This window comes from Serratia sp. 121840015-1 (genome assembly GCF_053627655.1).
On record NZ_JBSEYF010000001.1, the window covers coordinates 1,611,498 to 1,624,640 of the forward strand.

Genomic DNA, 13,143 nt, shown 5'->3' on the forward strand with positions numbered 1-13,143 from the left:
CTCAGGCGAACAGCAACCCGAGCAGCGCGCCGCCCGCCAGCACCCACAGCGGATGGAGGCGCTTGCTCATGCTCAGCCCCGTCGCCAGCGCCACGATCGCCGCCAGCCGCCAGCTGGGTGCGGAAGCCTCGGCGATCAAGATACCGCTGGCCGCCACCAACCCCACGGTCAGCGGCACCAGCCCGGCCTGCACGATGCGGCGCCACGGGCGATCCTTAAAGCGCCGCCAGGCGCCCATCACCAGCAGCGTGACGATGGAAGACGGCCCGAACTTGGCGACCGAAGAAACCAGCAGCCCCGCCCAGCCGGCGACGTGCCAACCGACCAACGGCACGATCATCATGTTCGGCCCCGGCGCGGCCTGCGCCATGGCGAACAGCGCGCTGAACTCCTGGGCGCTCATCCATTGATGCACCTCCACCACCTGCCGCTGCATCTCCGGCAGAATGGTCATACCGCCGCCAAACGCCAGCAGAGAGAGCTCGGTGAAGATCAGCGCCAACGCAATCAGAACCCCGCTCATGACGGCCGCCGCCACATCAGCAGAATGCTCAGCGGCGCCAGCACCAGCATGGTCGGCAGCAGCGGCAGGCGCAGCCAGGCGATGGCGATCAAGGCCAGCGCGACGATCGCCAGCGCCGGCCATTTACCGCGCAGCGGCAGCAGCATCTTGATCCCGGTCGAGAGCAGCAGCCCGGCCGCGGCGGCGGCCAGCCCGGCGAACACATGCTGCACATGCGGATCGTTTTGGAAGCGGGCGTAGACCACGCCCAACCCCACCACGATCGCCGTCGGCGCGCTGATGAGGCCCAGCAAGGCGCACAGCGCGCCGCGCAGCCCGCGAAACTCCATGCCCACCGCCACCGACAGGTTGATCACGTTGCCGCCGGGCAGAAACTGGCACAGCCCGAGCAGCTCGGTAAACTGTTCGCCGCTCAGCCAGCGCCGGCGCTCCACCAGCATGCTGCGCGCCAGCGGCAGCACGCCGCCGAAGCCGATCAGCCCCAGCCACAGAAAGCCCACAAACAGCTCCGCGTTGCCCGGCGCTGCCGCCGGGTGCGGTTTTAACGTATTGATATCTGACATGACATTGCCATTCCACATCGCTTGTTTTGATGTCTGGTATCATGCGCGCCGCCGTGTCATGATGTCTAATGCATTCCAGAACAACCAAAGATACCTTTGAGGTATGGCAATGATCGAACTGCGTCGCCTGCGGGCGTTCGTCACCGTGGTGGAAGAAGGCAACATCACCCGCGCCGCCGAGCGGCTGTTTATCCAGCAGCCGCCGCTGACCCGCCTGCTACAGGGGCTGGAAGATGAACTGGGCGTCACCTTGTTGCAGCGCCTGCCGCGCGGCGTGCGCGTCACCGAAGCCGGCGGCGTGCTGTTCGAAGAGGCCCGCGCCCTGCTGGCGCGCGCCGAACGCCTGCGCGAAGCGGTGCAGCGCGCCGCTCGCGGCGAGCAGGGGCACATCGCCATCGGCTTCACCAGTTCCGCCGCGCTGCACCCGTTCGTGCCCAACCTGCTGCGCCGCTACCGCGACATCCTGCCGGGCATCACCACCCAGTTGGAAGAAGCCGGCAGCGGCGAACTGATGGAGGCGTTGCTGGAACAGCGCCTCGACGCCGCCTTCGTGCGCTCACCGGCCAGCGGCATTCCCGGCCTGAGCGTGGAGCCGGTGCTCAGCGAACCGATGATCGTCGCCCTGCCGCTGGGCCACCGGCTGGCGCAAGAAACGCAGCAGCCGCTGCCGCTGGCCGAACTGGCCCACGAGGCGTTTATTCTCTATCGCCGCCCGGCCGGCCAGGGGCTGTACGACGCCATCCTGGCCGCCTGCCACCGCGCCGGCTTCAGCCCGCGCATCGTGCAGGAAGCGCCGCGCCTGCCGGCCACCCTCAGCCTGGTCGGCGCCGGGCTGGGGCTGTCAGTGGTGCCCGGCTCAATGCGGCGGCTGGGCGGCGACGGCATCGTCTACCGCACCCTCGCCGAAGAAGCGCAGCTCAGCGCCCCGCTTTACCTGGCACTGCGCCATAGCCCGGCCTCACCGATCGTCGAGCGCTTTCGCCAGCTGGTGCTGGATACCGTGGGGGCGCCGGACGCTGACGTCACAAAAACAGCCCGAACGGCCAATAAAAAATGACGTTCGTTTATTATTTATTTAAACCGGCCAGCGACTAAAATTAATTCCAATTAATGACTATTCAACTTCCTGATAATTAATTAAACCTGCACTCACTTAGTAACAAACACAAACAAATAAGCGCCTACGCAATACATTCCAGCCGCTAGGATTTAAGGGTCACAGCCTGTTCCCGCCGATGACAAAAAATCATTTCAATGGCGCTCGCGCCTTCCCTGTTGCCTGCCTCTGCAGGCGCACGGTTTTATATTGGAGAAAATGCTATGCTATCGCGTCGTGATATATTGAAAGTGTCCGCCGTCAGCGCGGCCGCCGCCGGCATGATCGGCGGCATCGCTAAAAATGCCGCTGCCGACGACCACCGCAATATCGTGCCCCCCAGCAGCTATCAGCCGCCTGCTAATGCGCAGCATCTCTATAAGTACAAATTCACCGACAGCAAGAAACGCAGCCTGCCCAGCGGCTGGGCGCGCGAGGCCACCGTCGAGCAATTCCCGATCTCCGAAGGCGTGGCGGGCGTAGACATGACGCTGGAGCCGGGCGGCGTGCGCGAACTGCACTGGCACGCCATCGCCGCCGAATGGGCATTTATGCTGGAAGGCCATGCGCGCATCACCATTCTCGATCCCGAGGGCAAATGCGAAGTGGCGGATTTCGGGCCCGGCGACGTGTGGTATTTCCCAAAAGGCTACGGCCATTCCATTCAGGCGCTGGCGGACGGCGCACATTTTATTCTGGCGTTCGATAACGGCCATTTCTCCGAATTCGGCACCTTCAGCATCACCGATTGGGTGGCGCATATGCCGAAAGAGGTATTGGAAAAAAGCGTCGACATGCCGGCGGCGGTATTTTCCAAGGCCAAACAGGGTGAGGCCTATATTGTTGGCGGCGCCGTTCCACCCGCCCTGCCATTGCCTAAAAACGACGGCGGATTAAATAACGCCCCGCTGACCCACCGCTATGAATTAATGAAGCAAAAACCGTTCTTTGAAAATGACGCCGGCAGCGTGCATTTGGTGTCATCGAAAGAATTTCCCATTTCCACCACCATGACCGGCATCATCGAGATCGTGAAACCCGGCGCGATCCGGGAATTGCACTGGCACCCCAATGCCAACGAATGGCAATACTATATTGCCGGTAAGGGCCGCATGACGGTGTTCAGCTCGCACGGCCACGCGCAGACGGAAGAGTACGCCCCTTCAGACGTCGGCTACGTGCCGCAGGGCTTCGGCCATTACATCGAGAACATCGGCGATGAGGATTTGAAGGTGCTGATCGTGATGGACAACGGTATTTATCAGGATATTTCGTTGTCCGACTGGCTGGCGAAAACCCCGGCCTACCTGCTGGCGGATAACTTCAACAATCAGGCTGAGGACTGGCAGGATCGGCCGAAAGACAAACGGGTCATGTCGCGGCGCAGCCGCTGACGCCACGGCGAGGGAGAGTCTCCCTCGCGCTCCGTCACATCGGCCAAAGCGTCATATTTCATATTAAGAACAACACATTGATCTCAGTGAGTTAACCGAATTCCTTTTATAAAAAACAGATATTACAGTTGTTTGTTCAGATAGGAGCGTGTTATTTCATTGCCACAATCCAACTCGCCAATCATTTGAAAACCCTGTTTCAGGTAGAAATTGGGCGCCTGAAAGCTAAACGTGTCCACGGAGACGCTGGCGCATCCCAACTGTCTGGCATGAGCCTCTGCAGCTTCCAGCAGACGGTGGCCTAAACGCCGGCCGCGCTGCGCTTCATCAATCCAAAGATAATGGATGTAAAAAACGGCCCCGTAAGACTCTGCATAAAGTCCCGCGATTATTTTCTCATCGCCGTCTTTATAATAAACACCATACTCGTGAGCATTTAATCCCATGAACTTTGAATTAAATCTATCGAGCTGGCCCTCCAGAAAGGAGCGTGCATCATTGTCATGATGCAACGTTAAATTTTCATTTTCCACAACATGTTCCGCATATATAAAATAAAAAAGGAAGATTGGTTAATACTTTATGGCCCGGCTTAATTCGGCAAAACGCATCAATAATCAGACTGTACAGGGGAAACACTGTACTCAACATGCGCTAAACAAATACCAAACGCATCCATCGATTTGGATTCGCACTCCTGCGGATCGATAAATCCAGCCCGATCTCTTTCCCCCTTCTTCAGTGCTCATTCAGAGGCCTCCGGAAAGGCCTCTTATACACTCAGACGTTGTCGATAGAGACGAATTACGCCAGCGACAACAGCTTCGCGAGCAGCAACTCCGACATATTAAGCTCGGTGCTTAATACCACATGGCAGTTGGCATCGGGCTGCGGCGGATAGTTCATATATCGTCCCCGCATATCGCACAGGGTTTGCCCGCGGCCTGGCCCGTCGGAATCATCGATCGTCACCTTCACGTTAGGCGCAAGGCAGGCGCCGATGCCCTGCACCGCCAACACCGCAGCCACCGGATCGTGCAGCGCGCAGGCTTTGCGGCCGTAGGTATTGATATAAAACTGGATATACCGCTCCAGCATTTGCCCTATCGCCTGCGCAAACCGGCTCTCGGCCGACAGCAGTTTGAGCCGATCCGCCTCTTCAAAGGTATGCGACATGGTGACATCAAGCGGCACCATCACGATATTCTTCATCGCTTTAAATACCATGGCCGCCGCCTCCGGATCGCAGGCAATATTCGCCTCCGCAACGGGCGTTCGGTTGCCGGGCGCCAGAGCCGCACCGCCCATGATCGTCAGCGTGCCGATAAGCTCTCCTAGCGCGGGCTCAAGCTGCAAGGCTTTGGCGATGTTGGTCAGCGGGCCGGTCGCCAAGATGTCCAGCTCCCCCGGGTGCGCTCTGGCCAGCTTAACCAACAGGTCGGGGGCCGGCAGCGGCGCCAGCTTGGCGTGTGAGGCTTCCAGCGCGATGTCGCCGATGCCGTTGTCACCGTGTATATGCTGCACATCGCAAAGATACGCCTGGCGCAGGTAATCCCGTTCCCCCACGGCGACGGGGATCGCGGGAAAACCGGCCAGGCGGGCAAGCTCCAGCGTATTTCTGGCTCCGGCATCGGCGGCGACGTTGCCGCAAACCGTGCCGATCGCCAGAATATCCACCTTGTCGCTTTCTGCGAGCAAATAGCCCAGCGCCATCGCATCATCGATGCCGGTATCGCAGTCAAAATATAATTTTATTCTCTTCTCGCTCACCGCTTGTCTCCATTTTCTGTATTAAGAGAGGCAACCCAAAGATCCATTTTCTTCCGATACTCCGTTTTTGCCTCGTCGCCGGCGAAACTGGCGGCAAAAGCATTCAGGGCCACATCGACGATATCCTGGGTGGAAAATGCAAATTCGCTCTGACAGATCAGATATTCATCCACCAACGTGGTATGCAATAAGACCGGGTCGTCGGTATTGATGGTCGCGATGACCCCGGCATCCCGCAGCCGGCGCAGCGGATGTTCCGCGTAGCCGGGATAGACGCCCAGTTTGATGTTCGAGGTCAGGCATACGCCGATGGGGATACGTCGTTCAGCCAACAGCGCCACTACGGCCGGGTCGTCTATCGCCCGAACGCCGTGATCGATGCGGTCGGCCCCCAGCAGCAAGATGGCGTCGCGCACGCCCTCTGCACCGCTGGACTCCCCGGCATGCACGGTTCGCTTCAACCCGGCCTTGCCCGCCTGGGCGAAAGCCTGCGCAAAACGCGCACCGCTGCCTTTGGTGACGGCCTCATTGCCATCGACGGACAGCGCGACCACTCTGGGGTGCCGCAGCGCGGTTAAAAAATCCACCAGCTCACTCGCCTCGGCGGCGGTTTGCCGGCGGAGCAAACTGACGCACAGCCCAACGGACGCCAATCCATCTTCTTCGGCCGCGCGCAAACCGGCGTCAATCGCGTCGATCATGTCACCAAGCCTGCCGCGCCACGCTTTCCAATGGGTCGGGTTGAAAATCAGATCGGCGTACAGCCCGCCATCCCGCGACAGCCGTTGTGCATAGGAGTAGCTTAACTGCGCCAGGCGTTCGCGGCTGCTCACCAGGCTGCAGGACCAATCGAGGAAATCGAGAAAGTCGGCAAGCCCGTTAAAATTCAGCAGCTCGGCCTGCTTTCTGGGCATCGGTATCCCCGAGGATAACGCCCAGGCCGAGAGCTGTTCCGGCTCAAAGCAGCCCTCCAGATGCACGTGCACTTCCGCCTTCGGCAGGGAAACCATCTGCGCTCGAGAGAGCGTGGTTTGGTTTACATTCCATTCCATAAAATGGCTCCCAAGGGTTATTTATGCAGGCCAACGAGCACTTTTTCGCGCACCGTGAGTGACGGCATGGGTGCGAAGGCCTCGCTGAAGGGGGAGTGAATGCGGTAAAAAACGCCGTGAGACGAGGAATGATCTAGGGTAAGCATCGCAATCTGTTAATCCTGTAATGAGTTAGATGGCAGGCCATCCAAAAATTCATCAACAGGTCAGTAACCTATGCGTGCGGCAACCGGTGACACCTCTCATCACCGAAGCCGGCACGGCATCACCCCATCCTCACTGCAACGCCCGACTTCTATGGGCGCCGGCAATCATCGATGGGGCCGTTCTCTTACCTGAACCTATGTAAAACATGGCGTGTTAAAGCAGAGTGTTCGCCGGCAGCCGCTGTTATGCGCGGCCATCGCCAACCATCAGCGCCAAAACACGCCGCCAAGCTTATGAAAGCCAGGGGGTCTTGTAAAGCCCTTCCCCAACGCCGGAAACGTCAGGCCTTTCTCAGCAACAGCGCCCACAGCGCCAGCACGGCAAAGGCGATGTATATCGCCATAAAAAGGACAATGGCGGCGAACAAGGCGCCCACTACCCCTATTTTATCCGCCAGCCAACCTGCGGCCGGCGGCATGATATTGAACAAATAGACGATAAAGTAAAACTTCGACACCGCGTTCCACCCTGGCGCCGCTAGCGAGAGCTTATTGACCAGGATGGCACCGCCCACAAAAACCGCGCCGTACGAGAAGCCGGACAGCGCCAGACTCACCGCCGCGCTGGCCACAGAACCGCTTTCGAGCGCCATGGTCATCATCACCATAGAGAAAACCTGCGCAATCAGCCCTAGCACCAAAGAAAACTCAGGCTTCAGAAAACGCGGAATCGTGAACTGCACCACGCCGGCCACCAGTAAATAACCGGTGGCGATATAGCCAAAGCCCGCGGGTGACTGGAGCCCGAAGACCTGGATCGCGGCCGTCGGCCCCAACGACAGGATCAGCGCGGCGTATGACCAGGAGATAAACACGCACAGCGCAAGCAGATAGAACAGCGGTTGGCTAAAACCGGCGCCCTTTTCTGCCGTTTTCGTGTCCGCAACGCCGAGGGTAGGCAATCCTTTCTTCGGCCAAAGCAGGACGATGGCGATCGCGGAGAGGAAAACCAACGCGGCGATGGTCACCGCCGGCGAAGTGAGCGGGTAAAACGCCAGCTGGGCGTAAATACTGCTGATCACCGGGCCCAGCGCCAGGCCGGTCACCAAAGCCAGGCTGCCCAGCAGCGCGGCGCGTTTGGCGCTGTCACCGCGGCTGACGTTGATCAACAAGATGTTGATGATGGCCGTGGCCGTACCGGCCCCTAACCCGGAAATAAACCTGAACAGGCACAGCGCCTGCAAAGAACGAGCAAAGGAAAAGCACAGCGTTGGCACCACCACCACCATCAGCGACACCACCACCAGCAGCCGGGCATTTTTATCGGTGATGGTGAGCCTGCGTGATAAAAACAAGGCCAGCAATACGCCAAACCCATAGGAAGAGAAAATGAAGGTCAGGTCGATATTACTCAGGCCAAGGGTTTCTTGATAGAGGGGATATAACGGCGTAGGAGAGCCGCTGTTCAACAAGATAAAAAATAAAGCGATCGTCAACGCCGCCAATAGGCTCACCTGGCTGCGGTTTGTCTGGTCAGAAGTCATTATGCCACCATCATGGAAAATACCGATCGTAGCACCCGACCGGATCGCGAACTTTCGCGTTCGCACTTTTTTTCTTATCGTTCGGACAGGACGGCGGGATAGCCTGTACACCGGCTGGCGCCTCACCCATAATGCGTTCACCTCGCCGCACTGCCGGGATCATGCATAACCCTGGCGCAATAGCGACTATGCTCAACAGTAAACGCATCAGACAAGCAGGTAATAATGGATCCGCTATCCGATATTGTTTCCAGGCTAAAAATCAGCAGCCAGAAAATTGTGACGTTTGACATGAGCGCTAATACCAAAGCGCTGTTTCCCGACTATTCCGGGATGAAAATTTATATCGCCAAGCGCGGATCCTTTTTCATTAAACTGGCGGGCGACGCCAACAGTTACCCGATTGAACAAGGCGATGTGCTGATCTTATCCAGCGGGCGCGAATTCAGCATTTTTGATCACCCTAACGCGCCGGCCATCGATATAACAAAAATTCACGTGATGAAAGACCGCTCATCCTGCTTCAGCAACGGCGGGTGCGATTTCTCCTTTGTGGGTTGCCGCTTCGTATTTCAGATCAACGATACCTTCCGCTTTATCACCAGCCTGCCCGAACCCATCGTGATCAAAACGCAGCGGGAGGAGAACGCCGGCATCAAGGATTTCCTGAGCCGCCTCTCGTCGGAGATAGAGAATCCCGGCCCGGGCAGTGAACTCATCACCGAGCATCTGCTGCAGATCATTTTGACGCAGGCGCTGCGCATGCTGCTCTCTTCCGGCGCGCTCGGCCGCGGCGAGGGCTGGTTTTACGCGATGGCGGACAAACATATTGGCCTCGCGCTGACCCGCATACACGACCAGCCGGGCAGAAAATGGCGCCTGGACGAGCTCGCCGGCGTGGCCGGCATGTCGCGCACCGCCTTCACCACCCGCTTCAGAAAGCTGGCCGGCTACAGCGTCAACGAATACATTCGCATCTGGCGTTTTAGCCTGGCCATCGAGCGAATGGTCGCCAATAAAGAAAAAATATCCCAGATCGCCTTTGACCTGGGATATGAATCGGAAAGCGCCTTCAGTACCGCGTTCAAGAAAAGCATGGGCGCGTCGCCAAGGAGTTATATCGGCAGCCATATTTCCTGAAGCAGCCAACGGCGGCACGTCCCTGTGCCGGTCTTATCCTTATTCTGCAAACCAGGCCGCGGGCAGATCCGTCTGCAGCGTGATGGTTTTTATTTGCGTGTAGGCATTGAGCGTTTCTTTGCAGAACTCGCGGCCGATCCCGCTGTTCTTGTAACCGCCGAACGCGGTGCCATCGGTAATGTTCGAGTAGCGGTTGATCCATACGGACCCGGCTTCCAGCCGGTCTGCGGTCGCCAGGGCGTTTTTCAGGCTGCGGGTGTAGATCCCCGACGCCAGCCCATATTCGCTGTCGTTAGCCTGGGCGATCATCTCGTCGTAGTCTGACCATTTGATCAGCGTCAGCACCGGCCCGAAAATTTCTTCCTGGCAAATGCGCATGCCATTTTCCGCAGCAAAGATCGTCGGCTCAATGAAGTAGCCATGCTCGCAGCCGGCGACGGCGCGGCGTTTGCCGCCGGTCAGCAGGGTGGCGCCCTCCTCGAGGCCGGTCCGAATATAAGCCAGCACCCGCTCGCCCTGCTTTTCAGAAACCAGGCAGCTGACCCGGGATTGCTCGGCCAGCGGTGAACCGACGCGCGCCCGTTCGAAAGCCGTCACCAGTTTGGCGCTGAAACGGTCGTAAATGTCCGCGTGAACGAACAGCCGGGTGCCCGCCAGGCAGGACTGGCCGTTATTGTGGATGGCGGCAAAGGTCACGTTGTCCACCACCGCGTCCAGGTCTTCGATGTCCGGGAACACAATATTGGGGCTCTTCCCGCCCAGCTCCAGCGCGACGGGCACCAGCCGCTCCGCGGCGGCCTTGGCCACCCGCTTGCCCACCTCCGTGCTGCCGGTGAACGAAAGCTTGCGCACCTTGCGGTTGCCGGTCAGCGCCGCCCCCGCCACGCTCCCGAGCCCGGTAATGATGTTGACGACGCCGGCAGGGAAAATGTTGGCGATCATCTTGCCCAGCTCCAGCGTGGAGAGCGAGGCGTTTTCATCGGCCTTCAGCACCACCGTGTTGCCGGTCACCAGCGCCGGTGCCAGCTTGAACGCCGCCATGATCGCCGGCGCATTCCAGGGGATAATCTGCCCGCAGACGCCGAGCGGCTCGCGTTTCGCCAGGCTGTAGCCGTCCGCGATGCTTCTGCCGCTGTCTTCGTGCCCCATGACAACTGCGGCGAAATAGCGATAGTGTCTGACCGCCGTTTGATAATCGCGGCGCACTTCGCTGATACAGCGGCCCACATCCCGCGCGTCGATTTGCGCCATTCTTTCCAGATCGCTTTCCAGCACATCCGCCAGCTGCGCCACCAGGCGAGCGCGGGCCTGCTGCCCTAATGCCTTCCAGGCGGGGAAAGCCGCTTCCGCCGCCAACACGGCGCGCTCGACGTCCCGTTCGTTGCAGTAGTGCAAATCCGCCAGACGCTCCCCGCTCGAGGGGGAAATCACGGGATGAATGTCCGTGCCATCCAGCTCGAATACGCCGTTAATCAGTGGCCCGTAGGCTTTATCTAATGTCATTTCTGTTCCATTCTTCGCTAAATTAATGCAAACCGCCGCCGACGATCAGGCTCTCGCCGGTCACCCAACCCGCCTCGTCCGAGGCGAGATAGGCCACGGCCGGGGCGATATCCTCCGGTGTGCCGATGCGCCCCAGCGGGGTGATGGATTCAATGTGCGTTTTGAAATCGGTATCGAAAAAGCCGCTGTCATGCACGCCTTCCGTGATGACCAAGCCAGGATTGACCGCATTGACCCGGATTTTGCGCCCGCCAAGCTCGTTGGCCAGCGTCTTGGTGATCGAATCGACCGCGGCTTTGGAAGCGGTATAAACCAGCGAATTGGCCGGCGTAAACGAGGTCACGCTGGAGCTGATATTGACGATGCTGCCGCCCGATTCAGGCATGGCGGCGACCGCCGCCTTGCAGCAATAAATCAGCCCTTTGACATTTAAATTGAAGTGCCTTTCATATTCCGCGTCGCTGAAGGCTTCCAGGCTATTGGTGGCATAAACCCCGGCGTTATTGACCAGCACGTCCAGGCGACCATACTGCTCGACAATGTTTTGCATCAGGTCGTTGACTTCGGCCTCAATGCCGACATTGGCCTGCAGCGGAAAAGCGACGCCGCCCTGCTCATTGATCTCTTTAACCAACCGGTTGGCATCTTCACGCCCGCGGGAATAGTTAATGAAAACCACGGCGCCTTCCGCCGCCAGGCGTTTAGCAATAGCGGCGCCAATGCCCTTTGAACTGCCCGTCACCAGGGCAACTTTATTTTCAAAGCGTTTCATTCGTCATTCTCCTCAGTGTCTGTGAAACTCGGGAGAAGATTACGGTAAATGCTCGCCGTGCAGCATAGCGGGGCGAACATAAAACCTTATCGAACGAACAACTTTGCCTAAAAGAGAAGTGGCATTTTTAGAGTAAACGCGCGGCCAAAATGGTGCAGGCTAATAACAGAATGACGCCACCGAAGCATTTATTGATATAAATCCCGATGACCGGACGCCGTTTTATCCTCAGCGCGATCTTTCCCGCCAGAAATACCAGGGGAACTTCAATCAGAAACATGATGACGATGAGTTCAATGCCTAATATCAGCATCTGCATTCCCGGCCTGCCCGCCTCCACCCGAATAAACTGCGGAATAAACGCCAGCATGAAAATAATGGCCTTGGGGTTAAGCAGGTTGGTCAGCAATCCTTGCGAATAGAGCCTTTTGCGGCTTTTGCGCTCGCCGTGGTTTTCCAGGCCAATCGCATTTGCCTGGGTAAAAATGCCCAACCCGACCCACATGATGTACAGCGCGCCGCCGATGACGAAAAGCTGATACAGCAGCGGCGAAGAGGCGATCAGCGCCGTGACGCCGGCAATCGCAAAACAGACGTGGCATATCACCCCGGTGACCGCCCCCAATACGGTAATCAGCCCCGCTTTCGTTCCCTGGCTGACGGCATTGGACAGTGCGCAAAGCATATCGGCGCCGGGAATAAGCGTTAAGACGGCGGCCGAAAGGGCAAATAAACCCAGCGTGGATAATTCGATGACCATGATTTTCTCGCGTCGTAAATAGGCGCATTGTCGGCCCCCGTAAGTCGGCGAGATAGAACGATATTGCTCACAGGCAGCGATCGCGATAGCCGCGCGGCGTCACGCCGTAACTCGACTTGAACGCCCTGCCCAGGTGCGACTGATCGGCGAACCCGCAGGCGACGGCGATTTCCGCGATGTCGCCGCCCCGGGATAGCAAAACCTTCGCCTGCTGCAGCCTAAGCTGCCGCTGATAGCGGCTCGGCGACAAGCCGAATGTTGCCGAGAACTGGCGGCAAAGGTGAAACCTGGACAGACCGGCGGCCTGCGCCAGCCTCTCCAGACGCACTTCCCGCGCCGGGTTATCGTGCAGATACTCTTTCGCCCTGCGCAAGCCCGGTGCGATGCCGGCGTCTGCCAATGGCGCGCGCCGCGGGGAACACACCGCCAGCAGATCCGCCACACAGTGGCTCCAGGCCACCTCCCGGTCGAAACGGCTGGATTGCGCCGCGGTCAATACCGTCGCGGCCTCACACAGCCGGTTGGCGAAAGGCGCATGGTCGATATGCTTCCCCTTCACTGCCGCTGGCAGAGGCATCTCCATGTTTTCCGCCGCGTCCAGCAGCATCTCGTGGCTGGGGTAAAACATGAAATAATGGCATCCCTCTTCTCCCAGCACCGTCCCGGCATGCATCTGCCCCGGCGCGATGAGGCTGACTTGCCCACGGCTGACGATACCGTCGGCATCGCCTTTGGCGCTGTTGTTATTGGCGCCGCGCAGGACAACGCCAATCGACCAGGTATCATGCCAATGCACGTCAAACCGATGGTCTGAAAAGTCCGCGACGAGCAGTTCAAGCCCGCCCAATGCGTCAAAACGATGCATAAATGCCGAATTGCC

General features: G+C 58.7%; 13 protein-coding genes. 3 read left to right on the top strand and 10 right to left on the bottom strand.

The window, feature by feature from the left end; all coding sequences use genetic code 11:
• Window position 1 precedes the first annotated feature (1 nt).
• On the bottom strand, window positions 2-523 hold the full coding sequence (locus ACUXAC_RS07735; protein WP_033634482.1) for a chromate transporter: 522 nt from the start codon (window positions 521-523) through the stop codon (window positions 2-4).
• Window positions 520-1,086, bottom strand: a complete 567-nt coding sequence (locus tag ACUXAC_RS07740; RefSeq protein ID WP_141959147.1) for a chromate transporter — start codon at window positions 1,084-1,086, stop codon at window positions 520-522. Before ACUXAC_RS07740 ends, ACUXAC_RS07735 begins: the two co-directional genes overlap by 4 nt.
• Before the next feature lie 103 nt (window positions 1,087-1,189).
• Here ACUXAC_RS07740 and ACUXAC_RS07745 point away from each other — a divergent pair, with 103 nt between their 5' ends.
• Both ACUXAC_RS07745 and ACUXAC_RS07750 read left to right on the top strand, forming a co-directional pair.
• Window positions 1,190-2,143 carry a LysR substrate-binding domain-containing protein gene (locus tag ACUXAC_RS07745; RefSeq protein ID WP_454266578.1) on the top strand — a complete coding sequence of 318 codons (954 nt, stop codon included), beginning with the start codon at window positions 1,190-1,192 and terminating at the stop codon, window positions 2,141-2,143.
• 263 nt (window positions 2,144-2,406) lie between these two features.
• Window positions 2,407-3,576, top strand: coding sequence for a cupin domain-containing protein (locus ACUXAC_RS07750; protein ID WP_060419024.1), 1,170 nt, complete (start codon window positions 2,407-2,409; stop codon window positions 3,574-3,576).
• Window positions 3,577-3,698: 122 nt separating this feature from the next.
• Here ACUXAC_RS07750 and ACUXAC_RS07755 read toward each other — a convergent pair whose 3' ends face one another.
• The 4 genes from ACUXAC_RS07755 to ACUXAC_RS07770 all read right to left on the bottom strand — a co-directional run bounded on the left by ACUXAC_RS07755 (window position 3,699) and on the right by ACUXAC_RS07770 (window position 8,229).
• Window positions 3,699-4,109 (bottom strand): GNAT family N-acetyltransferase, encoded by a 411-nt coding sequence (locus ACUXAC_RS07755; RefSeq protein WP_099782978.1) that lies wholly within the window; start codon window positions 4,107-4,109, stop codon window positions 3,699-3,701.
• A gap of 271 nt (window positions 4,110-4,380) precedes the next feature.
• Window positions 4,381-5,346, bottom strand: a complete 966-nt coding sequence (locus tag ACUXAC_RS07760; protein ID WP_454266579.1) for a nucleoside hydrolase — start codon at window positions 5,344-5,346, stop codon at window positions 4,381-4,383.
• The gene (gene add, locus ACUXAC_RS07765) at window positions 5,343-6,398 is read right to left on the bottom strand and encodes an adenosine deaminase (protein ID WP_084827838.1); all 1,056 of its coding nucleotides are present in this window, start codon (window positions 6,396-6,398) and stop codon (window positions 5,343-5,345) included. The genes ACUXAC_RS07760 and add overlap by 4 nt, the downstream gene beginning before the upstream one ends.
• A gap of 487 nt (window positions 6,399-6,885) precedes the next feature.
• Window positions 6,886-8,229: an MFS transporter gene (locus tag ACUXAC_RS07770; protein WP_454266580.1), complete on the bottom strand. Its 1,344-nt coding sequence runs from the start codon at window positions 8,227-8,229 to the stop codon at window positions 6,886-6,888.
• An 84-nt stretch (window positions 8,230-8,313) separates the two neighbouring features.
• Here ACUXAC_RS07770 and ACUXAC_RS07775 point away from each other — a divergent pair, with 84 nt between their 5' ends.
• A complete protein-coding gene (locus ACUXAC_RS07775; RefSeq protein WP_060439999.1) occupies window positions 8,314-9,228 on the top strand; it encodes an AraC family transcriptional regulator in 915 nt (304 codons plus the stop codon).
• A gap of 39 nt (window positions 9,229-9,267) precedes the next feature.
• Here ACUXAC_RS07775 and ACUXAC_RS07780 read toward each other — a convergent pair whose 3' ends face one another.
• From ACUXAC_RS07780 to ACUXAC_RS07795, 4 genes are all read right to left on the bottom strand, one after another.
• Window positions 9,268-10,731, bottom strand: a complete 1,464-nt coding sequence (locus tag ACUXAC_RS07780; RefSeq protein ID WP_454266581.1) for an aldehyde dehydrogenase family protein — start codon at window positions 10,729-10,731, stop codon at window positions 9,268-9,270.
• 22 nt (window positions 10,732-10,753) lie between these two features.
• Complete coding sequence (locus ACUXAC_RS07785) at window positions 10,754-11,503, bottom strand: SDR family NAD(P)-dependent oxidoreductase (protein ID WP_060440000.1); 750 nt, start codon at window positions 11,501-11,503, stop codon at window positions 10,754-10,756.
• A 127-nt stretch (window positions 11,504-11,630) separates the two neighbouring features.
• On the bottom strand, window positions 11,631-12,263 hold the full coding sequence (locus tag ACUXAC_RS07790) for a LysE family translocator (RefSeq protein ID WP_100395838.1): 633 nt from the start codon (window positions 12,261-12,263) through the stop codon (window positions 11,631-11,633).
• Between the two features lie 67 nt (window positions 12,264-12,330).
• Entirely contained in the window at window positions 12,331-13,128 is a 798-nt protein-coding gene (locus ACUXAC_RS07795; RefSeq protein ID WP_087762879.1) for an AraC family transcriptional regulator, read from the bottom strand.
• Window positions 13,129-13,143: the final 15 nt, after the last annotated feature.

Coding starts and splice junctions, on each gene's coding strand:
- ACUXAC_RS07735 (WP_033634482.1), bottom strand. CDS start 523: ATGAGCGGGGTTCTGATTGCGTTGGCGCTGATCTTCACCGAGCTCTCT.
- ACUXAC_RS07740 (WP_141959147.1), bottom strand. CDS start 1,086: ATGTCAGATATCAATACGTTAAAACCGCACCCGGCGGCAGCGCCGGGC.
- ACUXAC_RS07745 (WP_454266578.1), top strand. CDS start 1,190: ATGGCAATGATCGAACTGCGTCGCCTGCGGGCGTTCGTCACCGTGGTG.
- ACUXAC_RS07750 (WP_060419024.1), top strand. CDS start 2,407: ATGCTATCGCGTCGTGATATATTGAAAGTGTCCGCCGTCAGCGCGGCC.
- add (WP_084827838.1), bottom strand. CDS start 6,398: ATGGAATGGAATGTAAACCAAACCACGCTCTCTCGAGCGCAGATGGTT.
- ACUXAC_RS07775 (WP_060439999.1), top strand. CDS start 8,314: ATGGATCCGCTATCCGATATTGTTTCCAGGCTAAAAATCAGCAGCCAG.
- ACUXAC_RS07780 (WP_454266581.1), bottom strand. CDS start 10,731: ATGACATTAGATAAAGCCTACGGGCCACTGATTAACGGCGTATTCGAG.
- ACUXAC_RS07785 (WP_060440000.1), bottom strand. CDS start 11,503: ATGAAACGCTTTGAAAATAAAGTTGCCCTGGTGACGGGCAGTTCAAAG.
- ACUXAC_RS07790 (WP_100395838.1), bottom strand. CDS start 12,263: ATGGTCATCGAATTATCCACGCTGGGTTTATTTGCCCTTTCGGCCGCC.
- ACUXAC_RS07795 (WP_087762879.1), bottom strand. CDS start 13,128: ATGCATCGTTTTGACGCATTGGGCGGGCTTGAACTGCTCGTCGCGGAC.